Origin of the sequence: Chitinophaga sp. (genome assembly GCF_035538455.1) — a bacterium.
Lineage (GTDB): Bacteria > Bacteroidota > Bacteroidia > Chitinophagales > Chitinophagaceae > Chitinophaga.
The window spans coordinates 1-25154 of the sequence record NZ_DATLKJ010000278.1; the positions used below are offsets into that span (position 1 = coordinate 1).

The window sequence follows — 25154 nt, forward strand, 5'->3', positions numbered from 1 at the left end:
AAAAAGTGGCCGCTGGAAAAAGTAGAGATAGAACTGCGCTTCAACAGCGCCGCCAAACCGACGCCACAGACAACCGTCATTGAATGCTCCGTGCATCTCACCGGCGACCTGGACGAAGCACAGCGTAAAAGGCTCTTGGAAATAGCACATGCCTGCCCTATCCATAAGCTGCTTACCAACCCGGTAATTATTAATACCCAGGAGGATTAATATGAAAGACATCATCAAAAAGTACTCAAACGGAGAGGTCACCATTGTATGGCGGCCAGCGATTTGTCAGCATTCTGAGATATGCTTCCATGGCCTGCCAGATGTCTTCAATCCCAAGGCATCTCCGTGGATTACTCCAGAAGGCAGTACCACTGAGCGTATCATCAACCAGGTAAAACAATGCCCGTCCGGCGCCCTCAGCTTCTACCTCAATAGTGAAGCGCCGGCAGATGAAGACCAAACTTCCGCATAAACTCATTTATAAAAACAAGGGAACAGATTTTATGGAGCTTAACATTCAACAGAATACCACCAAACACCAATTTGAAACAACTATAGACGGACATACTGCATTTATTGTTTATTCGCTCTTTCCCGGCGGCATCGCCTACGTGCATACCGAAGTGCCACCGGAGCTGGAAGGTAAAGGAATAGCCAGCCAACTCGCGAAATACGTACTGGAATATGCCCGTGTCAACCACCTGAAAGTGAAACCGCTGTGTCCTTACGTAAACGCATATATGAAAAGACACCCGGAATATAATGACCTGTTGTAGTTACATTATCCGGGTATAAACCATTTTTTATGCAACTGCTTAAATTACTGCAACAGCCCTGGCATTGGGCTGTTGCCGGCGTATTAATTGGCCTTACAGTGCCGCTGCTGCTGATACTCGGCAACAAGACATTCGGCATATCATCGTCGTTGCGCCATATCTGTGCGGCCTGCATACCGGCCAATATTTCCTTCTTCCGGTACGACTGGAAAAAAGAATCATGGAACCTCTTTTTTGTGGCAGGCATCATTATCGGCGGCTTTATCGCCGCTACCCTGCTGCATGACCCCGGCAAAGTGGAAGTGGCGGCCGCTACACAGCAACGCTTGTCGGACTATGGTATACATGATTATAGTGCATTGCTGCCACCGGAGATCTTCAGCTGGGGCAACCTTTTCACCTGGAAGGGCCTGGTATTTGTTGCCGCCGGCGGATTCCTGGTAGGCTTCGGAACCCGCTATGCTGGCGGCTGTACATCAGGTCATTCTATCATGGGGCTCTCTAACCTGCAATGGCCCTCACTGGTAGCCACCACCTGTTTTATGACAGGAGGCTTCTTCAGCGCCAATCTCATCATTCCTCAATTGTTCAAATGGTTGCAGTAATATGAAAAATATCAAGTACCTCATAGCCGGAATATTCTTCGGTATCATCCTCGTAAAATCGCAGGTGATCAGCTGGTTCCGGATACAGGAAATGTTCCAGCTTACTTCCTTCCATATGTATGGCGTGATCGGCACAGCCGTTATCACGGGAATTATCTCCGTTCAGATCATCAAACGCTTCAACATAAAAACCATTGCAGGCGAGCCTATCAGCATTGCGCCTAAAACGTTTGACAAAGGGCAGATCATAGGCGGACTCATATTCGGTATCGGGTGGGCCATTACGGGCGCATGCCCCGGGCCGTTGTTTGCACAGATCAACATAGGGTTTGCAGTTGTGGCTGTTACACTGTTATTCGCCATTGCAGGTACCTGGATGTATGGCGTGCTAAAGGATAAACTACCGCATTAAAAAAGCTCCGGAATATTTACCGGAGCTTTTTCATTTTGATCATAGATCATTATGGTAGATTATTTCCTGGCAAAAAGCAAGTATAATACAATCACAACGATAATAATAACGATCACAAGCCCGGCGATCTTCAGCCAGCTGTAGGGCCTGTCTCCGGTAACTTCGCCAGTGGTGGCATTCACCACAAAATGATAGATCTTGCCCTCATAGCGATAAGCGCTGATCCATACAGGTAGCAACAGATACTTCAATGCGAGGTTGTTATAATCTACATCGTAATGATCGATCTGTTGTTCATCGCCGCCAATATCACCATATATTTCATCGCGGATAGCGGGGTCCATTCTTTTCTTTGCGATGGTGAGGGCCTGCGCAGCATCGGTCTGGTACAACTCTGCACGGAAGCCGCTGAGATAACGGCCATCATACCCCTTCAGCTGATCGAGATGCCATGGCTCCAGTATTTCTGCCATCTTGCGTGGCAGCGACGGACTTGCAGATACCAGCACATCGCGAAACTCATTGGCAACATGCCCTGAAGCAGGATACCATGCTGTATGACGTACCTGCCGTGTACGCGTTTCGGTACGGCCGTTCACTTCTTCGGTATAGGTTTCAGTTACATAATACCATTCTCCACGTTGCCCTACATACGAAGTCCTTGTATCAGTATCGTAGCTCCAGTGCGGGATGTAAACGCCTTTCAGTTGCTGTGAAGATCCATCCTTCACTTTCTTCACCAGGTCAGAAGGCGCAAACCAGAGCTTGCCCATCCAGTTACGGAAATACTGCAAGGCCTCCTTATCCTTTACCACAAAGGGCAGCACATAATGCGGCTCCAGTATACGCATGGATTGCTGATGATCTATCACCAGCGGTGACGCACAAAAAGGACAGGCATCAGAAGTAACATTTGGCAACATAGTAGTGGAAGCGCCGCAGCTGGTACATTTTACCACTACAGCCTCTGTTGTAGACTCCTCATGCTTTTCCAGATCCGCCATAAACTCGCTATAGTCAAATGAACGGATCTCCTGCGCTGCCGCAGGTTCTTGAATTATATTCTCAGTTCCGCAATATTCGCAACGAAGTTTGTTGGTACCAGGGGCATAGTGTAACACAGCACCACAATTCTGACATTTCAGGGAGGAGACCGTCTCACTCGTTTTTTCCTCAAAAGACATACTGTGATTATTTTTATTTTCTTGATTTTTCTGATGTAGATAGATAGAAGTAAGCTATACGCTTTTTTGATTTTTGTAATGACGCGATGAACGAAGATGGCATAGGAAGAGTGAAATAAAGTTGGCGATTAAAACGAAAATTGAAATGTTGATATAAACTGAATTTACCAAACGTTTATATCAACATTTCAATCTTCATTTTATACTCCGCTCATCAGAACAATCACAAAATCAAATTAATCACAGTTATGGTAAAGGCGGCGGTACAGTAGCCAGTACAGGCGCCAGTTCCGGAACGGAAGAAGCAGCGGCCCATGCAGCCATCCCTGTTTTCCATACTAGTGATTGTGATTGCAGGCTGCCTGTTGCAGCCAGTTGCCGGAGCTGATCAAAATCGTAAGGGCCTGTTTGTTTGCCATCAACGGCTACATAAAACTGTGCAATAGGCGGCAATGGCGGAGGTGTAGTACCACCGGCATTATTCACCTGATTCTGCTGGAATACATTACCAACCTGTCCCATCATGGCAGCACCCATACCTGCCCCCAGGCCGGCGGCGGCGAGGCCTCCGCCGGAAGGATTTTCAGCGGCTTTCTCCATTGCATTGGCAGCCTGAAACTGTGCATAAGCACCCAGGTTACCAACGATGCCCATGCTGCTGCGTTTATCCAGCGCAGCTTCCACTTCAGGCGGCAACGAAATATTTTCTATCAGGAATTTGGTGAGATCAAGTCCCAGCTCATTGAATTCCGGTCTTATCTTTTCAGTAATCAGCAAAGAAACCTCATCGTACTTGGCAGCAAGATCCAGCACAGGGATCTTAGCTTCCGCAATAGCATCCATACCGCGTGATACCGCCAGGTTACGCAGCTGCTCATTGATACCATCAACAGTGTACTCAGGATTGGTAGCCGCAACCTCTTTCAGAAATACGCCGGCATCCTTCACACGGAAGGCGTAGCTGCCAAAGGCGCGCAGACGCAGTGGGCCAAACTCTGCATCGCGCAGCATCACCGGATTTTTGGTACCCCACTTCTGATTGGTGAACTGACGCATGCTAACAAAAAACACATCCGCCTTGAACGGGCTGTTAAAACCATATTTCCATCCCTGCAATGTGCTCAGGATCGGCATGTTTTGCGTCGTAAGCGTATACATGCCCGGCTGAAACACATCCGCAATCTTACCTTCATTCATGAACACCGCTACCTGTGATTCACGCACAGTGAGCTTCGCATTCATTTTTATTTCATTCTGGTAGCGGGGAAACTTCCACACAATAGTATCGGCGGAGGGGTCGGTCCACTCGATGATGTCAATAAATTCATTACGGAGTTTATCAAATATTCCCATAAAACTGGTTTTAAACGTCACCGCCAAATTTATAGAAATATTTACTGGAAATGATAATAATGATTTGTTATAATTTCAGCAATCTTGCGTTGATAGCGACTATGATCGTACTAAGGGTCATCAGCACCGCACCGGCAGCAGGACTTAACAATATGCCCCAGTGATATAACACCCCGGCGGCAAGTGGCATAGTAATTACATTATAGCCGGTTGCCCATGCCAGGTTCTGTATCATTTTACGGTAAGTGGCCTTACCAAATTTTATGAGACTCACAATATCTTCAGGATTACTGTTTACCAGCACGATACCTGCTGTTTCCGCAGCTATATCAGAACCGGAACCGATCGCAATGCCAATATCCGCCTGCGCCAGCGCGGGCGCGTCATTAATACCATCCCCGGTCATCGCCACGTATGCCCCCTGCTGCTGTAACTTTTTAATTTCTTCCAGCTTCTGATGCGGCAATACGCCGGCAATATACTTATCCAGCTGCAGCTGTTGCGCTACCGCCGAAGCAATTTTTTCATTATCGCCTGTGAGCAATACAGTGCTTATATGATCATTCTTCAGTGCCTGTATTGCACCGGCTGATTCAGGCCGTATCTCATCCGCCAGTACCACGTACCCCGCCGGCTCACTATCGATCACTACATACGACAACGTGCCTGTAGCGTCTTGTTGCACCGGTGTAATACTAAAATGCTCCTGTGCATACGCCTGACTTATCACCATCACCGTCTTTCCATTCACAGTGGCTTGTATACCTTTGCCAGCCATCGCCTGCATATGGTCCGCAGCGGGAATCCGCAACTGCATGGCTTGAGCTTTTTCCATAATACCGGTAGCAATCGGGTGTTCCGATTGTTGCTCCACCGCAGCAGCCATAGCAAGGATGTCTGTGTCCATCCATTTGTTGCTGAGCGCTTCCATTTTTATGACCTGAAATTTACCTACGGTAAGCGTTCCCGTTTTATCAAACACCAGTGTAGTGATCCTGCGCGCATTTTCAAAGGCCGTTCTGTTCTTGATCAGCAGCCCATGCCTGGCCGCCACAGTAGTAGATCTCGCCACCACCAGCGGCACCGCCAGCCCGAGCGCATGCGGACAACAAATCACAATGACGGTTACCATTCTCTCCATCGCAAATGACAGTGATTTGCCATCCACTTTCCAGAAAATGAAAGTAGCCAGCCCGGCTGCAATAGCTATAACAGTGAGCCAGCGCGCAGCTTTGTCTGCCAACAGCTGTGTGCCGGACTTGGCCTGCTGTGCGTCGTTCACGAGCTTTATCACCTGCGACAGATAAGAAGATGCCGCATCATGTGTTACAGTTATCTTCAGTGCACTGTTGCCATTCAGTGAGCCGGCAATCAGCCGGTCACCCTTACTTTTCTCTACAGGTTTTGATTCTCCGGTGAGCATAGATTCATTGAGAAAACCACTGCCTTCCCCCACAATACCATCCGCCGCTACCTGCTCCCCCGGTTTGATCAACACTACATCCCCCACCTTCAGAGAATCGGTTCTGACTTCCTTGATGCCTTCAGCAGTTACCAGGTGCGCTTCTGCCGGCATGAGCTGCACCAGCAACTCCAGTTCGCGTGAAGCCCCGGCAACAGACTTCATTTCTATCCAGTGACCGAGCAGCATGATCAGAATCAGGGTAGCCAGCTCCCAAAAGAAATCCATCCCCTGCAATCCGAAGAGCGTCGCCACGCTATAGGCAAATGCCACCGTAATCGCAAAACCAATAAGCGTCATCATACCAGGGTTACGTGTTTTCATTTCCTCCCACCATCCGAAAAGAAAAGGCCATCCGCCATAGAAGAATATTACAGAAGATAACGCAGCCAGGATATACTTATCGCCGGGAAACGTCAGGTGCAACCCTATCCAGTGTTGTATCATTTCAGAAAGCAGCAGTACCGGCGCCGTGAGCACCAGTACTACATAAAACCTTTTGCGGAAGTCGTTGATCATCGAGAGATGATCATGTCCTGCATGCCTGTGTGGGGCGTGTTCATGCTGAGCCGGAGAATGCGGCGAATGATCGCGTGACTGACGATCATGCATAGGTGGACGATCATGATGATCATGCTCTATATGCATATGCATGTACTGATGTTCTTCCATGCGGCTTCACTTTTATGTAATACAACTATGCGCGCGAATTGTTGAAAAACACTATCAGTGTTGTTGCTTGAGCCAGATCGCCGCCAGTCCCGGCCATACGTCAGCAGCGGGATTGCCGGGGCGCAGACCATAACCATGTCCTCCTTTTGCATAATAGTGTAACTCTGCCGGCGCGTTAGCATCCCGCAGCGCGCCTGCCATCACAAGGGCACTGTTACCATATACATCATCAGCTGTAGCAAACAGGAACATGGGTGGCGTATGGGCATCTGGCTTCAGCTCTGGTGTGAGCGTGCGACCTTCCCCTTTGTCAAGGTAAGCAGGATAAACAAGTACCGAGAAGTCAGGGCGAGCAGATAAAGAGTCTGCCTTGTCTATTGGCGTATAGACATTTACGTTATATAGTGTAGAAGCTCTGGCGGTAAGGCTTCCACCTGCTGAAAAACCAAGCATTCCTATTTTGCCAGTAGTAATACCCCAGGTGGCTGCACGGCTCCGTGCGATCCGCATGGCACGCTGCGCATCTTGCAGAGCACCTGCCTGTTTGTCCGGAACCCGGTATTGCAGCACAAATGCCGTATAGCCCAGCTTATTCAGCCATGCCGCAATTTCGTACCCTTCCAGATCGACAGCCAGTATATGGTAACCGCCTCCCGGACAGATAATAACGCCAACGCCCGTATTATTTTTAGCCGGCGCCGGGAACACTTCCAGGATGGGATCTGTCACATCCGTGAGACGCGTTACATTGTTGCTCTTATCCGGCGTAACCCTCGCAGCCTGTTTTGCAGAGGCTTCCCCAGGTACAACTCCAGGCCATAAATGAATCACCTCCTTTGATTGTGCTCCAGCCATCATATAAAATCCTGTCATCAGTAAATAAATAAAAACCTGTTTCATAACGGGAAAGAATTAGAAGCGGTTAGATGATAGCTTTCAACCGTCAGCATTATCGGTTAAAAGCTATACCCTAACCACTGAATGTTTAAGTGTAGATCATTTAATAGTCTGCCTCCACGCTTCTGCCATCAGCTGAGCGCCGGCCACACTAGGATGCACACCATCCCCAGTCCAGTATACACCGGGTGCTGATTGCTGCGCCTTATCGAATATTGCCTGGTATGGTATGAATACAGCTTTGTATTTATCGGCCATATCCCGGGCGGCAGCACGGTATTCATTAAAGGTAGGATACCATTTATCATCCACCGCCTTGATATGATTCACCGCAAACGGCTCGCCGATGATCAGCTGCACATCAGGCAGCTGTTGCTTTGTGCGGTCCAACAGCTTATCAAAATCGTCACGGTATACTTTGGATGTCCCTTTATAATTACCGGAAAGCGTGTGCCAGAAATCGTTTACACCAATCAGAATACTAAGCACATCCGGCTTCAGTGCCAGGCAATCGGCATCCCAACGGTCCGACAACTGAAATACCTTGTTACCGCTGATACCTCTGTTATAGATCTTCAGGTTCTTGTCTGCATGTTGCAACAGGAGCCCGGAAGCAGCCATGAGTGCATAACCGCCGCCAAGTCCGCCACTCTCATTAGGACTGGTAATATCCCGCTTGCGGCCGGCATCCGTAATGGAATCGCCTTGGAACAATACCACCCCTTCCTTCTTTAAGGTTACTTTTTTTGCCTTTTGGTCTGCTGTGATAGCAGCGGACACAATACCGGGAATACTGATGGCGGCCAGGCTGCCCATAGATACATTTCTTAGAAAATTACGACGGTTTGAGTAGTTCATAACGACTAGAGGAATTTTTGATTGAAAACGATTGCGGATCGTGCCACAAGAGCTTAAATCTATAAAAAGATTTTCTTTTTTTATACAAATGCGCTGAAGCCGGTGATAGCGCGGCCAACTATCAAAGAGTTGATCTCCTTCGTGCCTTCGTAGGAGTAAATAGCTTCTGAGTCAGCTACAAAGCGGGCCACATTGTATTCCAGCAGGATGCCATTGCCGCCCATCACTTCCCTGGCCCGGCTTACCACATCGCGGGTACGCATAGTACAGAACACCTTGGCCAGTGAAGCATGCTCATCTTTCAACGCACCCTGGTCCTGCAGCTCTGAGAGCCGGAATACCATCGTCTGCATAGCGGTAAGGTTAGACAGCATTTCCACCAGGTGCCCCTGTATCAGCTGGAACGAAGCAATCGGTTTTCCAAACTGTTCACGGGTACGCGTATACGCCAATGCATTTTCATAAGCGCCTCTGGCACAACCTACTGCCTCCCATGCTACAGCAGCGCGGGTCATGCGCAGTACGCGGCTGGTATCTTTAAAACTGTTTGCATGCTGCAGCCTGTCGGTCTCTTCCACGCGACAATCCTTCATCGTGATGATGCCATTCTGCACAATGCGCAACGCCATCTTATCATGGATCTTCTCTGCGCTGAAACCCCTCGTTCCTTTCCGCACCAGAAACCCCTTCACCTGGTTATCATCCACATCCCTGGCCCAAATCACCGTTATATCTGCAAAGGTGGCGTTCCCAATCCATTTCTTCTGACCATTCAATATCCAGGTGTCGCCATCCCGTTTAGCCGTGGTGGTTAGACCACCAGCCGCACCGGAACCTACTTCCGGCTCCGTCAGCCCAAAGGCGCCAATGATATTGAGCTGCTGCATACCAGGCAGCCAGGTATCTTTCTGGGCCTGACTACCCAGCATATAAATGGAGCCCATCGCCAGTCCGCTCTGCACACCAAAGAAGGTAGCGATGGACGCATCCACCCTGGCCATCTCCATAGCAATGATGCCCTCCATCAGGTAGGAGCGGTTAGGACATCCGTAACCATCGTACGTGACGCCGCAGATATTCAGCTCGCGAAGCTTGGGTATAATCTCAAAAGGGAACTCAGCTTTCAGCCAGTATTCATTCACAATAGGCTGAATCTCCCTCTCCATAAAAGCGCGCACTTTCAGTTGCAGTGCCCTGTCTTCCGTACTGAGCCTGCTGCCCAGGTCGTAGAAATCTCCTTCCACCGGTGGCAGCTTCTTCTTCGCCCCCCGGTTACCCAGCATCTTCATCAAACCGTTCAACTGGTTATCATCCATACGGGCTACAGATTCCATCACTTTAGGGAGATCTATCTTTTCAGATAATTTCGATAACATCCTGAAGTCAATGCTCTTCAGCAGATGATAGGCATTCCTGAGTGTAGCGAAAGTTCCAGACATGGTTCTACAGGTTTTAGCTTTGAGGATTAGGTTTCAGCTCTGTAATATAAAAATATCGAAAATAATCCGCTAAAGCTGAAACCTGAACATGCCCGCTATTCTGTAAACTTACCCTCTTTCGAGATGTGCATCGTCTTATGATCGAATGTTATGGTAACAACGCCATTGAAAAGCAAGGCATTCTCAGCCTGCGGCGTTTCTGCAACAGGCTCCAGTCCGGCTATAGTAATCGCCTTGGCGGGTGGTGTTTTCTTCAGGGTACTGTAAACAATATAATGGTCCAGCGGCTTCCCGTCCTGGGTAGCAGTAAACAGTTCTACCAGCTGCTCCCCGGCCACATCGTAGGCATGCAGCGCTACATATATACTCCGCTCCCAGGGAATGGAAAATACCAGCTGGCAGATGCTGTCCTTCCAACTCACCTGTTCCGGATATTTTCTGCGTTCATCAAACTCACCTTTCAGAGACGCAGCATCCAGTGAACTAAAGGTATACGCAATGCTTTTGGTTTCCTGCATAAATCTGCCAATGGCATTGAGGCGGCATACCTGCTGCTGAACGGTTTCTCCCGGCACTGGTATCAGACCGTCAAGGCCGGCATCCGTTTCTGTCTTCTTCACATGGATAGTACCATCCATATCAATCACTGCGCCATCGGCGCCTCTGGAATACCCTTCCGTAGCCGTACCTCCCTGCAACAGCAGTCGGTCCGTTTCTTTGCCACCTGCATCATATGCTACAGCCAGTACAGACGGCAATTGTTCCAGTTCCTCCTGGCCCAGTTCATCAGTAGCATACAGCAATATCGTCTGTTTAGCGGTGCTCGCCACTTTGCCATAATGGTAAACCTTGATGCTGTCATAATAAATGTACTCTTCAAAATTAAAGTAAGGCGTGAACATGGAAATCCGCTTCAACAACGCATTATCAGGCTTGCTGATGGTCAAGGGAAGTTTCATGGATGGGAAGCGTGCGGCAAATGCTTCAAATGTCTCCGTTTCCTGCGGGATAGAAACAATCTCACCATTCCACGCAATCCTGATGAATTTAATCCGCGCTTTGGTCTCCATATCCCCTTCATCCTCTCCTTCTATCACATCCCATGCTTCGCGGATCTCCGCAATGGAATCATTTTCCATGACAGGCCACTTGCGTACATAAGTATGGGAACCACTTTCGCTGATATCCTTTTCCATTCCTACTTCCCGGGTGGCAATCTGTCTACCGTCAGGTGTATAGGTAACTAAAAAGGTTACTACTTCTGTTGCGCTATGCTGGGTGGTACATTGGAAAAGCACCGCATAGTAATGTTTGCCGGCAGACAGTACCCCCGCGGTTACTGATTTGTACGGATGGCTGTCGAACGGACCGGTCTTGCCGGTAATATCCGGCATGCCATAAAGCTCCAGGGGTTTCTCCAGTACTTTAAGAGTAGCGATCCAATCGCTGAATTGTTTACCGGAAGTGGCATTCAGGGTATCAGTGGTATTTCTCGTTTGTACATTAGTGTTACCGCAGGCAGTCAGCAGATATAGTGCGGCGGCAACTGGAACAATATTCCATATTCTGTTCATGAGGCAGGGACAAATTTACCGGGCAAAAATATGATTATTTTAAATAATATAAATACCAGGAAGATCATCTGCACAATCTTTCCCGATAACTACCCTTATCACATCTCCATGGTAAAGGTCTTCGTAACGTGGATTGCTCCCCTCAGATTATATAGAGAAAGACGTAATGCCGTAGAATTTGACTATGCCATACCTCCCGTCAGTATTGGATCACAGGGTCGTAGGTGGACTTGATGCGGATATAACCAGGGGATAAATAGAGGCAATAAAAAGCGGTTGCATATACAGCTATGCAACCGCGGTAACTAAAAAAAACACAAACTAAAAAAACTGAATATTGCAGCACAGCATATAGGCGTAGTGGTTATAGGCTTATAACGCTGAAATACAACTTATCCCTCTATCAGTATGAATAAAAAATTCTCTATTTTAGCAGGGTTCAATTCATCATCAAATTCTATGAAGGTTTAATGACAACATCACCTTCTTATCAGGCATATAATGAGCTGTTTCACGCTTTATATAATGAATTATGTAATTACGCTAACAGTTACCTGCATGACGATGCCGCCGCAGAAGATGTGGTGCAGGAGACATTTATTAAACTCTGGCAGAAACACCGGGAGCTGATCGGTATTCCTAATATCAAGTCTTATCTTTTCCGTGCAGTACGTAACAACTCTATTTCCGAACTGCGGAAAAGAAACGCGGAAGATGCAGGCAATAAAGGTTTTGAGTGGATGACCGAAGCCAGCGAGGAACCTGATGAGCTGGAGCGCCAACAGGCCAAGCCTTACTATGACCAGCTGATCTACGAGGCTATCGCCAATCTGCCGCCGCAATGCCGGGAAGTATTTACCTGCTGCCGTCTTCAGGGAATGACGCATCAACAAACTGCTGCCAAACTGGGCTTATCTGCAAAAACTGTTGAAAATTATATGGGCCGGGCACTTAAACTCTTGCGGAAGTACCTGTCTAAATATGGTCTGCCAACATTATTATTATTTTTGTTAAAAATGTTAACGGGGGTATAGAGGGGAAGACTATATCCCGGCGTTGTATTATCGGAGCACACACTGTAACTGTATATGGACCACAATGATACCTACATTTATGAACTGATCGCTAAGCAGCTCTCCGGGAGCAGCTCAGATGCCGAAGCAGCCGAACTGCAGGAATGGCTGAACGCATCGCCCGAAAATCAGGCTACCTATACCAGTCTTAAGCAGATCTGGCAAGATGCACCGGGCGCCTATCAGTCACAGAAACAATATAACACGACTGCCGCATGGCAGAAAGTAAGCAGTGTGGTACACCCCGGGGTGCAGGACCAGGCTCCCATCCGGACCAAAGTACGGCGCCTTGGCTTTAAATATGCCGCAGCAGCTGCAGTCCTGATCCTTCTTTCAGCAGCTGCATGGTGGCTGGCCAGCCGTCCCTCCACCGCAAAAATCCAGGAAGTGGCAGCCAATGATGGCAAGATTAAAAGCCTGAAACTGGCCGATAAAACAACAGTGACCCTCCGGCAGGGCTCCAGAATCAAATATTCGGAAGACTTCAGTAACGGCGACCGTATAGTGGAACTGGAAGGTGTGGCCTTCTTTGAAGTAGCGGACGATCCTTCCCACCCCTTTGTTGTGAAAACACCTAACCAGTCTGTTGTAGAAGTACTGGGTACCTCCTTTACCGTTGAAACAGGCGATTCTTCCACAACAGTAATTGTTACTTCAGGAAAAGTAAAACTCGGCACTCATGATGACCCTAACGCTGTAATCCTTGCCAGTGGCCAGAAAGGCGTATGGGGCAACGGCCAGGTAATTACCAATAGTAACGATGATGTAAACTTTATGTCCTGGAAAACAGGGATTTTGCAATTTAATGATCAATCTCTTGTTGAAATATTGCCACAATTAGCCGACTTTTACGGGAAAGTTATCAGGATCGATGATGCCTACACTGGAACTGCCGCGCAGCGGAAAGCTACGATCACGTTCCACGATCAGTCCTGTGACGAGGTTTTGCATGAATTACAACTATTGCTCGGCTTTAACTACAAACAGGAAGGCGATACAATCGTCATCAGTCAGTAGACACCTGAAATATTTTCTGCTACCATCTCTCCTTTTCCTGCTGCTATGGCCGGGAGGTTCTGTGCGCGCGCAACTTCAGGTACCCGGACTGCTCCAGCAGCGTTATGACCCTCCGTCCCGGCAAGGCACAATCCTGTTCTTTATCCAGGATATACAGCGGGCAACAGGTATCAGCATATCCTACAGCTCCAGCTTCCTTCACCTCAATAAAAAAGTACAGCTCAATGGTACGGAACATACCACCGGTTCAGTACTCACTACCGTACTGCAAGGTACCGGTATACAGGCCGCTGCACTAAACGGCAAGATATTCCTGCTGCGCGAAAACTCCCAGACACAATACTACACAGTCAGCGGTTTCGTAAGGGAGGCTGTCAGCAACGAGCTGATTATCGGCGCCTCCATATACGACCCGGTGACTGGCAGAGGTACCGTGAGCAATGCCTACGGCTTCTACAGCCTGCAGGTGCCAGATACATGTATCGGCATTGTCTTCTCACATGTGGGATATGAAACGGTCGCACAGAAGTTGCCTCCCCCCGACGATGGCCAGCTGGATATACACATGACCATCCACAACCAGTTACAGACAGTAGTGGTAAGCAGTGAAAAGGATTCTGTTACACTCCAGGCAGGTTACCTTAATATGCCCGCCGGTTATCTGTCCAACTTCCCGGCCCTGCTGGGTGAAAAGGATGTGCTGAAGTCATTGCAGCTCTATCCCGGCACCAGCAGCTCACTCGAAAGCAGCAGTAACCTGCTGATACGCGGCGGCGCTGCAGACCAGAACCTCTATCTGCTGGATGGTGTGCCATTGTATCATACCGGACACCTCTTCGGACTGTTCTCTATTTTCAACGGGGATGCGGTAAAAGATGTATCCATTTATAAAGACGCTTTCCCGGCACGTTATGGAGGCAGACTTTCATCTGTAGTGGATATACGTACCAAGGATGGTAATATGAAAGAATGGCACGGGAAACTCACCGTCAGCCCGGTATCTGCAAGTGCGGAGCTGGAAGGCCCGCTGGTACGCGATAAGAGTGCATTATCAATGTCGTTGCGCCGCTCCCTGGTAGACTTCTATGGCAGTACCTTCCGGAATCAATACGGTAAGTATTACCTGTATGATTTCAATATCAAGCTGACACAGATACTCAATAGCAAAAACCGGCTCTATTTCAGCTTCTATAAAGGTCAGGACAAAATATCAATCCCAAGCGACAATTCCCTGCATCTTTCCCTTAACGAGGAATATGCATTTGCATGGAGCAATATCACCGCCGCCCTGAAATGGACAAGGGTGATCAATCCACGGATATTCACCAATACCACCCTTACCTACAGCCGTTTCTACAACCTGTTTTCGCAGAGGTCTATGATTACCCAATCACCCGACGATTCAATTCTGGTACATGGTGTAGGAGTGTCTACCATCAGGGACCTCGCCATTCACAACGAAACGGAATATAATATCAGTAACAACCAGCGCCTGTCCTTCGGTGGCGGATATACCTATCACAATTTCAGGCCTACCGCCTACCGCAATAACGTAAATGCCGGTGAAGCCACCCATCGGGAAGCACCCAAATACTACATGTCCGAAATCACTGCCTATGCAGAAGATGAACTGAGTCTGAATAATGGCCGCTTTACATTGAGACCAGGCCTCCATTTCGGCATGCTGGCACAAAGCACATCGCTTTACAGCAGCCTTCAACCCAGGCTCATGGCCCGCTGGAACATGAAACACGGCCAATATGTACAGGCGTCATTTGCACAGATGACACAATTTATTCACCAGCTTACCACCCCTATTATCAACCTCCCCACGGATCTCTGGGTGCCCAGTACCAATAACATCAAACCGGCCCAGTCATTTTCCTACAGTCTCTCCTACCAAAAACAATGGGAAGATCACTGGCGTTTCAACGTCAATCTCTATTATAAACAACTGAATGATATTGTTACCACCAACACCGTATTGAACATCTTTGATAACTCAGATCTCTGGGAGAAAAAAGTAATTGCCGGCAAAGGCTATAACTATGGCAGTGAACTACTCCTGGAAAAAAACAAAGGAAGGCTGACAGGCATTTTATCCTATACGCTTTCCTGGGCCTGGCGACAGTTTGACCGCCTGAACAGCGGCCTTCAGTTCCCCTACAAGGAAGACCGAAGGCATAATCTGTCATTGGCGCTGAAGTACAGGCTACGCCCCCGGTGGACAATATCCGCTTCCTGGAAATATGCCAGCGGCGCACCATTTTCACTGCCTACGCAGATCTTCCCGGACTTCGACTGGGGCCGCAATATCAATGGCTTCCTGGATGAATTCTACTCTCCTTTCAATAACCGTGACGCTAACTATCTGCCATATATCGCAAAACTCAACAACTACCGGCTGCGCGCCGTGCACCACCTGGATCTCGGCACTTCCGTTACGATGGGTCACCAACGTATAAAGCACGTCATCTCTGCCGGTGTCTATAATATATACGCGCGCAATAATCCGTTCATTGTGAGTTACGACCAGTTTTCCTTCCTTAATTACGCAGATGTGTATTCATTGCGGTTATACCAGTATAGCTTATTCAAAACTTTACCATATCTCAGTTACACAATCAAATTATAACGATGAAGTATCTGTTGACAATCATACCGGTTATATGTGTCGTTCTGCTTACGGGCTGCGAACAGGAGCTACCGGTGCCTCCATCCAACGTGAAACCAAGAACAGTGCTATACAGCGAACTGGTTGCCGACAGCGTTGCCGAAGTACGCATCGGCAAAAGTAAACCTGTAGGCCCAGGTATCGATAATAAATTTGAAGCTGTCACCAATGCCGAAGTGCAACTGACCGATAAAGACGGTAAGGTATTGGAAACCCTTACCTATGTGAACGATCCCAACAACAACATGAGCGTTTACAGAGGGACGAGAAAACTGACTGCCCTGCAGAATTACAGGATACAGGCGTCCACACCTGAATTGAAAGAGGCAGTTGCAGGAGCCTGGATCCCAACCGATTTCAAGGTAACCCTGATAGATACCGTGAGAACCAATCTCAATGGACGGCCTGTCTTGCGCTTCCAGTACAATATCCAGCCACAACCAGGGCTCAGACAATACCTTGTTATGGAAGCACTGAAACAGGACGTCCGCCTGGATACCTTCTTCCACTACCAGGGGACACGCTACGCCCTGAAAGATAACAGAGACCTGTATGACCAGATAAAAGACAATCCGGGTGTAACCACCGGCAAAGACACCACCTTCCTGAATAGTTACTACCGCATCCCCTGCAATACACAGGACGAAAACGCCGACAATAATCAGATAGGCGGACTTAATGAGAACTATAGCAGTATCTTCTTTGCACAGACCAACAAACCAATCACTACCAATTTTTACATCAGCGCCAATGCGTTGACAGCCACTATTGAAAATGGAGTTCCTGCAGGACGGGTAGTCGTTTACGTTAAATCCGTATCAAAGGACTACTACGACTTCCTGCTTACCTACGAAAAGGTTAAACGTAATCCTGGCCTCAATAGCCTCGTACAGGCTATTCAGCTGCGCAATAATGTATCAGGAGGTCTCGGCATAGTAGGTGGATGTAATCAGAAGGTATACAATTTATATTTTGATCCGCTGTAATAAGACGCACACAGGATAAAATAAAGCCCCCGATCCAGGTAGTATGGATCGGGGGCTTTATTATTATTTCATTCTTTTTATTCCTCACACACCAGAGCAGTGACTCCAGTCACCGCCAATCACAGTTCAGATAATTTTACAACACCACATTATTATCCTTTTTATCTATGTCAGCGACCCACGTGCTTCCCAGGGTCACTGATTTAATCTTTTTGGGAGATGTGAAAGTGAGTGAAACCGTTTTATTTCCTTTTTCCCAACAGGCAATACTCCTGTGAATAGACAGTTTGGTGCTGTCAGCAAAGTATACCGTAACATCTACGGGTACAGGCTTATTGCCCTTGGAAATAACATCAATCTTACATTGATTGCCGGTCTGCTTAACGGATTGTATACCAAGGTCCGGATACCCCTCGTCGAAGAACCACCTTTTCCAGAACCAGTTCAGATTCTTTCCGGAACCACTGTTCATGCAGTTGAAGAAGTCATAAGGCTGCGGGTGCTTACCGTTCCATTGTGCAATGTAGTAATGCAGCGCCTTGAAGAACAGACTGTCGCCCAGCATATCCTTTACATATAAGTAACCCAGCGCCGGCTTGGGATATGAGTTGATCATATAGCAATCAGTCAGCTGATTGGAAGGCGTCATGATGGGCAGGTCCTGTTGCTTACCGGCATAGTAATTATAAGGGAACATGCCATAGTCGTCTACAATAGTACTGTCTATCAATGGCGAGATGATCCACTCCCCTATAGTTGCCCAGCCTTCATCCATCCAGGCGTACAAGGTTTCGTTGGTACCCATGTAGAAGGGGAACATGGAATGAGAGATCTCATGAACCGACAGCTCGATAGTAGCGGCTTTGTTCGGAATAGGATTATCATTGGCCATCATAGGATATTCCATCTGATCAAGCCCGTCGAATACAGTCATATGGCTGTAAGGGAAAGGCCATTTCGGGAAATGATGGCTCATTTTATCAACTGTGGTTTTGGCATAATGCACCACATCAAAATAGTCGGCATGGGCGCTGTTAAACACGGCATCCACACGGGTCCGTCTTTGGGTGGCCCGGTCCGATTCCACGCTGGTAGCTCGCCACATGTAGTGGTCGCTGCAGGCAAAAGCAAAGTCTGGCACATTGCTGGCAGCAAAGCGCCAGGTATTTTGCGGATTTCCCGGTGAAATATTGCCCTCTTTAACATCGGAACTGTCAATAACCGTAACAATATGGTCGCTTTCTTCAGCTTCTGTAATACGGTGCAGATACTTCTCACGATATACATCGGCGCCGTTCTTCAGATCGCCGGTGGCCCATACCTGGTAATTGCCCGGTACAGCGATGGCTACACGAAAATCAGAAAAGTCGTTGTAAAACTCCTGCACACCGGTATAAGGCACACGGTCCCACCCGTTAACGTCATCGTACACTGCAACCCGCGGGAAGAAGTAAGCGATGAAATACGCTCCGCTGTCAACCGCTCCGGTCCGGATGTGCGAACCGGCATTGAGGGTGTAGGAGAATTTCAGGTTGATCTGTACCTGCTTTCCGGGATGCAGCTCCGGTATGCCCACCGGCATATTCGTACTGCTGACCTGTGGCGGCAAAGTGGTTATCGTGCCATTGACGGTCATTTCAGTGAGACTCATCCCCTTGCCCAGGTCGTCAGGAGCAATGGTCATACCACGTACAACACCGTTCTGGTAGAGGTTGGGGAACAGTTTAAAGTTCAGCTCTGTCAACGTATCGGGACTATTATTGGTATAGATGATCTGCTCTGTGCCGGATATTTTGTTGGTAGCGGGATCAAATGACACCTGGATATCATAGGTTGCTTTGTTCTGCCAGTATCGGGAACCCGGTGCGCCGCTTTTACTTCTTGTATTTTTCGTGTATGCCTGTTTGATATTCAGCGGCATATACAGTTCTTGTTGTGCTTTTACCAGTTGCCATCCGGCGAGCAACAGGATAAGCAGAATGCCCTGTTTCTTCATATGTCTGTATAATACAACCTGGTACTGTTATAGTACTTCATGTTTTCAAATGTAGGAAATTACCGTGGCATCCGTGCAGAGTCTGGTAGGGGTGGCGTATGTAAACTGTCGGGAATATTGTGCCGGATGCTGTCTGGCCGTATGGAGGAGCTGTCGGCCGCAGCTGCGCCTGATTTATTTGATACCGGCGCGGTAGGGGCATTACTGCGGCGCTTGCCACTGTAGCCGGAGGCCGTACCCTGCCGCTGCATGTCTCTCATCGTCTTTTTATCAAAAAGGTACTTGGGGTGTTTCTCTGGGCGGAGGCCCCGGTCAAACTGAGACTCTGCACCCATTGCCGGAGCAGTGTATATTCTCTGGGATGTGTGGCAGGCGAGTAACAGGAACAGACCTGCCAGTCCGATATATTTCATGCCTGAAGGATGAATATGTGAGCAGGTGCGGGACAAGCAGACTTGTTTAAAACGGCAGAATGGAATTTTTATTTCGTTTTTCCCCCGGAGCCAATGACTGTATTTTGAAATTACAACCGGCTGTATTAATTTTATTATAAATTCATTGATTGTCACTCCCTTATTTACTAATTATTTATATATTTAATTGCTATTGTGTATCCGTCCTTTCCGCTGACCCGCACTGGACATAAGTTATTATCAACACAACACTATGAAAGTATCTACTATCAGCTTCCCCAGCGTTTTTGAAACGGCATTCGGGAACACGGAAAATTCCAGTAAAGATCTGCTCAACGGTTTAAAAATTAAGAAAGATGATTCCTGGTACCTGGTAGGTAACCTTGCCAAAAGAGGTGGCATCAATCCCAGCAGAATCACCAACGCATCTCCCAATGAAGAGGACTATGAAATCCTGTTCAAAGCGGCCATGCTCAATACCATGGATAAAGTACAGCAACCTATTGCCATTACGATGGGTTTCCCTTTTTCCACTTACAATATTTACAAAACAGCTGCAGAGCAGTTTCTGAGCAAAAGGCATTTTCTGATCGATTACGATACACAAACCTTTAACAACAAAGGTTCTTTCAAAAAAGGAATGTTTGATATTGAGAAGTATGAAGTGATCCCCGAAATCGTAGGCGGGATCATTGGTCTGAAGAAAACGATCAATGCCCCTCAATTGGATAACTTCATCGCCGTGAGCTTTGGTTTCGGCACCATCGAAGGCGGCATGGCCACTGGCGACGGACTGGTACACCGTACCTGCTTCAGCTCTCATGGTATCCGTTATGCCATCAATAACCTTACCCGTGAGCTGAATCAGAAACATTACCTCGAAATGAAAAATGAGCATCAGGTAGATGACGCATTCATGAAAGGCTCCATCTTCACCAACCGCAAACGGATAGACCTCCGTGAGATGCGCAAAAGCGTGTTGACACAATACTATAAAGAAGTAGTATCTCCGCTGATGAGAACTTACTTCACCGACCTCGACTTCGAAACCTGTGAAAAAATATACCTGATGGGCGGCGGCGCTCATTACCGCGAACTGACAGATGCATTCGTGGAAGAGTTCCGCGATTTTGTCCCTGTTGAAGTGGCGCCTGACCCCGAAAAACTCATCAGTATCGGTTACCTTTATAATTCTCTCCGGATATCGGACACCAAGCCGCAAAGGTGCGTAGGACTGGACCTTGGCAACTCCAGCTCTATCATCTCTACATTCGAAAATGAACATCAACCGTCAGTAACAACCAATCCAGTAACCCTATAATTTGTTTGTGTGGTCAATGTCAAACAGTTTTTCCGAAATCTGATTGCGCCGGGCGCCTTCCGTATCCCTAAAGATGTTTCCGTAAGCGGCAGCATTGATGCTACCATTTCAGGCCGTATAGACGGCAACGTTAGAGGAGATGTGAAAACAACCGGTAAACTCGTAGTCAGCGAAACCGCCAGTGTACGCGGCCATATCTACGCTGCAGATCTGGTCGTGTACGGGAAGGTGTATGGCGATGTTTACATCAGCAATAAAGCGCATATCAGCAACAAGGCCTATGTAAAAGGAGATGTGAACGCTATTGTGCTGGAACTGGAAGAAGGCGCTGTTGTGGAAGGCGCGATCCGTAAAAATGTACAACAGGCGCCGGCAGAGCCAACTCCTATCCAGGGAGCAGACGCAACACCCGCCGTTGCTACCGCTACAACAGCTGCACCCGCACCTCCGCCTGAGGAAGAGCAAACCAGCAGCTGGTTCTGAGAAATATCAAACGCTTTATAAAGCAGGAAGCCGCCCAGTATAACTACCGGGCGGCTTCCTGCTTTAATATTGTCAGCATATACTAGGCATCATTTTTTCAGCGGCGTAAGCAAATGCGTCAGGCCGTTCATCCGGATTACCAGCATCGTTTCCAGCAGCATCCCCAGCTTACCCTTGGGGAAACCATTCCGCTGAAACCATTCCAGGTAACTCACCGGAAGATCACACAGCAGCACATCCTTGTACTTACCAAATGGCATTTTCATTTCTACCAGCTGTTTCAACAATTGTGGATCAGGCCCCATCATCTCCATAAGAATACTTTTATTTTAACGGCGAAAATAAACTTAAATCTTTTTCTTCTCATCTTCGTATTTTGCTACACCAAAATATATCCGTCGTTATGAGAAACTATTCATTCCTGCTGCTCCTGGCCGTTTGCGGCGCCTGCGTACAACCTGGCGGCAAGATAAGCCTGGCCAACCCTAATACAATGGTCGTGAGAGAACTGTATGATGCCTTCAATGATCATAACTGGACTAAAATGGCAGACTGCTATAAAGACACCGCCATCTTCCTGGATCCCTCCTTCGGACTAGTACCCGTTACACAAACGCGTCAGCAGACTATAGAAAAATATACAGCACTACAGAAAATGTTTCCCGATGTGCGCGACAGCGTAGTGAGTATCTACGGAGAGAAAAACCATATCACGGTAGAGTTTATATCCAGCGGTACCAGCGCTGACGGAAAGAAATGGCAGCTGCCGATTTGCAGCGTGTTCACCATCGAAGATGGCAAGATTGCGAGAGATAATACCTACTACGACCAGCAGTGATCATGCGGCGCCTATTTACGAATAAACGTTAACGTTGCTATTTTTTCTCAGCGAAAGCCACTCTGTAAAACTCATATCCCGGCTCATTGCGTTCAGGCATATACTTGCGGCGGTAATCGTCAGCTCCCATGTCTTCCAGCAATGTGAAGCGGTATCGCTGCAGATAATCCGGCAATTCATCAGGCCAGAAGCCGAAGGTCCATTTTTCTTCCAGCCCCGAAACATCCTCCAACAGCTTCTCTCCACCGAAATAAGAAGAAGGATCTGTAAGTATCTGCCGGTTTATGTAAGTGAAGATAACATAAGATCCACTGGCAAAAAGCTGTAAAAAGCTGAAGGTCTTGTCAATGGCCTCAGCAGTGAGGTAGTTGGTAACCCCTTCCCATATCACCGTTGTAGGCAGTGTATAATCGAAATGCTGCTGTTCTCCCAGCTCATCCAGGCTTTGGTAATTGAAGTCTATCTGGTGATAGCTGATATTAGCAGCTGGCTGACTGCGACGCAGCTTCAATAATTTAAAACGTGAAGTATTAGGATGATCAATTTCAATCACCGGTACACTCGCCAGAAAAGACAACCGCAGGGCTCGCGTGTCAAAACCGGCCCCAAGTATGATGACCTGCTGTATGCCGTTACCTACCGTAGTTTCCAGGAGATCATCTATGTACTTGGTACGGGCAATACCAGATGATAACGCACCAGGAATCTTACTCCTGATAATACTTTCTTCCACCTTGCGGATGCCCGGGATCTTCGACAGCCATACGGCTGTTTTCAGGCCATTATCGAGAAAGATGTGAGCATACGGATCACTAAACAGCCGGCCTTTCGGCGGGCGTCTGGTCTCCAGGGCGCGGAACAACGCCATATATTGCGCTGTCCTGCTGGTTTGGGTTGCTTTCATAATTAAGTGAAGTGCTGGTGAAGATAGTACCCTGAAATTAGGCTTTTGTTCGCAGCTTCCGCTGCTCAATTTTATATCATTTTTACTACCTTTGCGATTATTTCAAAAAATAGTCTATTTTTAAAAAATAATCTAAATTTCCCTGCATAAATGAGCCACTCGTTAAATATTGACAAATTAGATCTACAGATTATTTCAGAGATGTCAATGGATGCCAGTATTTCCTATGCCGAGCTGGGTAAGAAGTTATTCGTTTCCGGCGGAACCATCCACGTACGAATCAAGAAGCTGCATGAAATGGGCGTTATCAAAGGCACCAGACTACAGGTGAACCTGCGCGCCATCGGCTACGATGTGCTGGCATTTATCGGGATATACCTTGAGAAAAGCTCGCTCTATGAAAATGTGGCCAGGCAACTGCTGAAGATTCCGCAAATCGTGCGACTAAACTACACAACAGGCGCCTATAGTATGTTTGCTGAGATCATTTGCCGTGACAGCGCAGAGCTGCGCAAGATTCTCCAGGACGACCTGCAGCACATCAAAGGCATTGAGCGCACCGAAACCATTATCTCTCTGGAAGAAAGTTTCTCCCGCCCGGTTAACGTTAGCGAAATCGTTTAAAAAGTTTAAATATTGTCCGAAGAAAATTTGGATAATATTTTTATTCATCTAATTTTGTACTAAATAGTACAAATATAACATGAGTGGACGATCCCGCATATTCGATGAACAGGATGTAATCAGCAAGGCGACTTCCGTATTCTGGGAGAAAGGCTACGAGGCCACTTCTACCGATGATCTGCAACTGGCAATGGGTATCGGCAAGGGCAGCTTCTACAATGCATTTCCAGGTGGCAAAAGAGAGATCTTCGGGAAAGCCATCGACCAGTTTAATCAGCGTGGCCTGCAATCTTTACGTACACAACTGGCTCAAAGCAACAAACCAGTTGATGTGATCCGGCAGTTCTTCCGCAATATCGCAAAGGAGTCAAAACCTGTACACATGAAAGGCTGCTTCATGGGCAACACCATCGCAGAACTATCCAGCATCGATCATGCACTGGAACACAAAGCAGTGAAATCACTGCAACAGCTGGAAGCGCTTTTCCAGGAAGTAATCCGTGAAGCACAACAAAAAGGCGATCTTTCCAATGATACACCCGCTCCCCTGCTGGCACGGCACCTGGTGAATCTGTGGAGCGGCCTGGGCATCACACGGCGCATGTATCCCAATGCTGCGGGACTGACCGGGCTGATTGAGCTTAATCTTAAAATACTGCAATAATTTTTTTTACATGTTATTGTACCAAATAGTACAAATTAAAATCCAGACTTTATGAATAACATTACTGCCATCAACAGCACACAGGTTCAGGTACACTTCCGCACTGCCCGGATAGAGGGCCTTGATATTTTTTACCGTGAAGCCGGGGATCCGGAAGCGCCGGTAATCCTCTTGTTACACGGGTTTCCTTCTTCCTCCCATATGTACCGGAACCTCATTCCGTTGCTGGCTACTCATTACCGTGTTATCGCACCGGATTACCCGGGAGCAGGCTACAGCAGCAGACCCGTGCCGGAAACATTTGCCTATACTTTCGATCATCTCTCTGAGATCATGGAGCATTTCATTGATCATCTCGGATTACAGCAATTCCATTTGTACATGCAGGATTATGGTGGCCCGGTTGGATTCCGCATTGCTGTGCGCCGGCCTGAACTGATAGCCTCCCTGCTCATACAGAACGCCAACACATATACGGAAGGACTGGGTCCCGATGTGCAGGAAATAGGAGACCTCATTGCATCTGGAGACAAGGAAGCGCTGGCAGCCGCCATAGACGAGAAACTGACCATAACCCACATGCGACGCGATTATCTGTATGCAGCAATAAACCCGGAGCGCATCTCCCCTGATACCTGGACACTTGACGCCATTCTCACGGACAAACCTATACAGCGCGTACTTTTTGCCAACTACGAAACAAACTTCCCGCTGTACCCGGTATGGCAGCAGTATCTGCGCGAACATCAGCCTCCCACCCTGATTACCTGGGGTGAGCATGATACCATCTTCCCCGGTTCAGGTGCCAGGGCATATCTGAAAGACCTTCCGGATGCGGAGCTACATCTTTTTAACAGCGGTCATTTTATTCTTGAGGAACATGCGGAAGAAGTAGCCGTGCTGATTAAGAAATTTTTGAAAAAGAAGTTTTAGTTTTC

26 protein-coding genes are annotated in these 25154 nt (G+C 47.8%); 15 read left to right on the top strand and 11 right to left on the bottom strand.

What is annotated here, in order from left to right; all coding sequences use genetic code 11:
• From VM802_RS32130 to VM802_RS32150, 5 genes are all read left to right on the top strand, one after another.
• Positions 1-210, top strand: a 210-nt coding sequence (locus VM802_RS32130; RefSeq protein WP_325538665.1) for an OsmC family protein, incomplete at its 5' end; no start/stop codon positions are given.
• 1 nt (position 211) lies between these two features.
• Positions 212-463 carry a (4Fe-4S)-binding protein gene (locus VM802_RS32135; RefSeq protein WP_325538667.1) on the top strand — a complete coding sequence of 84 codons (252 nt, stop codon included), beginning with the start codon at positions 212-214 and terminating at the stop codon, positions 461-463.
• Between the two features lie 31 nt (positions 464-494).
• Entirely contained in the window at positions 495-767 is a 273-nt protein-coding gene (locus VM802_RS32140) for a GNAT family N-acetyltransferase (protein WP_325538669.1), read from the top strand.
• A 29-nt stretch (positions 768-796) separates the two neighbouring features.
• The gene (locus tag VM802_RS32145; RefSeq protein ID WP_325538671.1) at positions 797-1372 is read left to right on the top strand and encodes a YeeE/YedE family protein; all 576 of its coding nucleotides are present in this window, start codon (positions 797-799) and stop codon (positions 1370-1372) included.
• A 1-nt stretch (position 1373) separates the two neighbouring features.
• Positions 1374-1784, top strand: a complete 411-nt coding sequence (locus VM802_RS32150; RefSeq protein WP_325538673.1) for a DUF6691 family protein — start codon at positions 1374-1376, stop codon at positions 1782-1784.
• A 59-nt stretch (positions 1785-1843) separates the two neighbouring features.
• On the opposite strand, the gene VM802_RS32155 is transcribed toward VM802_RS32150, so the two are convergent.
• The 7 genes from VM802_RS32155 to VM802_RS32185 form a co-directional block, all read right to left on the bottom strand.
• Positions 1844-2968, bottom strand: a complete 1125-nt coding sequence (locus VM802_RS32155; RefSeq protein ID WP_325538675.1) for a DUF2614 family zinc ribbon-containing protein — start codon at positions 2966-2968, stop codon at positions 1844-1846.
• A 246-nt stretch (positions 2969-3214) separates the two neighbouring features.
• Positions 3215-4321 (bottom strand): SPFH domain-containing protein, encoded by a 1107-nt coding sequence (locus VM802_RS32160; protein ID WP_325538677.1) that lies wholly within the window; start codon positions 4319-4321, stop codon positions 3215-3217.
• A 67-nt stretch (positions 4322-4388) separates the two neighbouring features.
• Positions 4389-6455, bottom strand: a complete 2067-nt coding sequence (locus VM802_RS32165) for a copper-translocating P-type ATPase (protein WP_325538678.1) — start codon at positions 6453-6455, stop codon at positions 4389-4391.
• Between the two features lie 54 nt (positions 6456-6509).
• Positions 6510-7355: an alpha/beta hydrolase gene (locus VM802_RS32170; RefSeq protein WP_325538679.1), complete on the bottom strand. Its 846-nt coding sequence runs from the start codon at positions 7353-7355 to the stop codon at positions 6510-6512.
• Positions 7356-7451: 96 nt separating this feature from the next.
• Positions 7452-8210 (bottom strand): SGNH/GDSL hydrolase family protein, encoded by a 759-nt coding sequence (locus VM802_RS32175; protein WP_325538681.1) that lies wholly within the window; start codon positions 8208-8210, stop codon positions 7452-7454.
• Positions 8211-8290: 80 nt separating this feature from the next.
• Complete coding sequence (locus VM802_RS32180) at positions 8291-9649, bottom strand: acyl-CoA dehydrogenase family protein (RefSeq protein WP_325538683.1); 1359 nt, start codon at positions 9647-9649, stop codon at positions 8291-8293.
• Between the two features lie 95 nt (positions 9650-9744).
• Positions 9745-11223 carry a hypothetical protein gene (locus VM802_RS32185; protein WP_325538685.1) on the bottom strand — a complete coding sequence of 493 codons (1479 nt, stop codon included), beginning with the start codon at positions 11221-11223 and terminating at the stop codon, positions 9745-9747.
• A gap of 470 nt (positions 11224-11693) precedes the next feature.
• Between VM802_RS32185 and VM802_RS32190 the strand changes: the two genes are divergently transcribed.
• The 4 genes from VM802_RS32190 to VM802_RS32205 are packed head-to-tail and all read left to right on the top strand — an operon-like array spanning position 11694 to position 16973.
• Positions 11694-12257 carry an RNA polymerase sigma-70 factor gene (locus VM802_RS32190; protein WP_325538687.1) on the top strand — a complete coding sequence of 188 codons (564 nt, stop codon included), beginning with the start codon at positions 11694-11696 and terminating at the stop codon, positions 12255-12257.
• A 54-nt stretch (positions 12258-12311) separates the two neighbouring features.
• A complete protein-coding gene (locus VM802_RS32195; protein ID WP_325538689.1) occupies positions 12312-13313 on the top strand; it encodes a FecR family protein in 1002 nt (333 codons plus the stop codon).
• Positions 13246-15948 (top strand): TonB-dependent receptor, encoded by a 2703-nt coding sequence (locus VM802_RS32200; RefSeq protein ID WP_325538691.1) that lies wholly within the window; start codon positions 13246-13248, stop codon positions 15946-15948. Before VM802_RS32195 ends, VM802_RS32200 begins: the two co-directional genes overlap by 68 nt.
• A 2-nt stretch (positions 15949-15950) precedes the next feature.
• Positions 15951-16973 (top strand): DUF4249 domain-containing protein, encoded by a 1023-nt coding sequence (locus VM802_RS32205; RefSeq protein ID WP_325538693.1) that lies wholly within the window; start codon positions 15951-15953, stop codon positions 16971-16973.
• A 136-nt stretch (positions 16974-17109) separates the two neighbouring features.
• Here VM802_RS32205 and VM802_RS32210 read toward each other — a convergent pair whose 3' ends face one another.
• Both VM802_RS32210 and VM802_RS32215 read right to left on the bottom strand, forming a co-directional pair.
• Positions 17110-18969 carry a M1 family metallopeptidase gene (locus VM802_RS32210; RefSeq protein WP_325538695.1) on the bottom strand — a complete coding sequence of 620 codons (1860 nt, stop codon included), beginning with the start codon at positions 18967-18969 and terminating at the stop codon, positions 17110-17112.
• Between the two features lie 59 nt (positions 18970-19028).
• Positions 19029-19382, bottom strand: a complete 354-nt coding sequence (locus VM802_RS32215; protein WP_325538697.1) for a hypothetical protein — start codon at positions 19380-19382, stop codon at positions 19029-19031.
• A gap of 253 nt (positions 19383-19635) precedes the next feature.
• Between VM802_RS32215 and VM802_RS32220 the strand changes: the two genes are divergently transcribed.
• Both VM802_RS32220 and VM802_RS32225 read left to right on the top strand, forming a co-directional pair.
• Positions 19636-20703 carry a ParM/StbA family protein gene (locus VM802_RS32220; protein ID WP_325538699.1) on the top strand — a complete coding sequence of 356 codons (1068 nt, stop codon included), beginning with the start codon at positions 19636-19638 and terminating at the stop codon, positions 20701-20703.
• A 9-nt stretch (positions 20704-20712) separates the two neighbouring features.
• A complete protein-coding gene (locus tag VM802_RS32225; protein ID WP_325538701.1) occupies positions 20713-21186 on the top strand; it encodes a bactofilin family protein in 474 nt (157 codons plus the stop codon).
• An 89-nt stretch (positions 21187-21275) separates the two neighbouring features.
• Here VM802_RS32225 and VM802_RS32230 read toward each other — a convergent pair whose 3' ends face one another.
• Entirely contained in the window at positions 21276-21500 is a 225-nt protein-coding gene (locus VM802_RS32230) for a DUF3820 family protein (protein WP_325538703.1), read from the bottom strand.
• Between the two features lie 89 nt (positions 21501-21589).
• Here VM802_RS32230 and VM802_RS32235 point away from each other — a divergent pair, with 89 nt between their 5' ends.
• The gene (locus tag VM802_RS32235) at positions 21590-22024 is read left to right on the top strand and encodes a nuclear transport factor 2 family protein (protein ID WP_325538705.1); all 435 of its coding nucleotides are present in this window, start codon (positions 21590-21592) and stop codon (positions 22022-22024) included.
• Between the two features lie 37 nt (positions 22025-22061).
• On the opposite strand, the gene VM802_RS32240 is transcribed toward VM802_RS32235, so the two are convergent.
• A complete protein-coding gene (locus VM802_RS32240) occupies positions 22062-22928 on the bottom strand; it encodes a class I SAM-dependent methyltransferase (protein WP_325538707.1) in 867 nt (288 codons plus the stop codon).
• Between the two features lie 150 nt (positions 22929-23078).
• Between VM802_RS32240 and VM802_RS32245 the strand changes: the two genes are divergently transcribed.
• The 3 genes from VM802_RS32245 (at position 23079) to VM802_RS32255 (ending at position 25149) form a co-directional block, all read left to right on the top strand.
• Positions 23079-23552 (top strand): Lrp/AsnC ligand binding domain-containing protein, encoded by a 474-nt coding sequence (locus VM802_RS32245; protein WP_325538709.1) that lies wholly within the window; start codon positions 23079-23081, stop codon positions 23550-23552.
• Between the two features lie 79 nt (positions 23553-23631).
• Positions 23632-24216, top strand: coding sequence for a TetR/AcrR family transcriptional regulator (locus tag VM802_RS32250; protein ID WP_325538711.1), 585 nt, complete (start codon positions 23632-23634; stop codon positions 24214-24216).
• A gap of 51 nt (positions 24217-24267) precedes the next feature.
• Positions 24268-25149 (top strand): alpha/beta fold hydrolase, encoded by an 882-nt coding sequence (locus VM802_RS32255; RefSeq protein ID WP_325538713.1) that lies wholly within the window; start codon positions 24268-24270, stop codon positions 25147-25149.
• Positions 25150-25154: the final 5 nt, after the last annotated feature.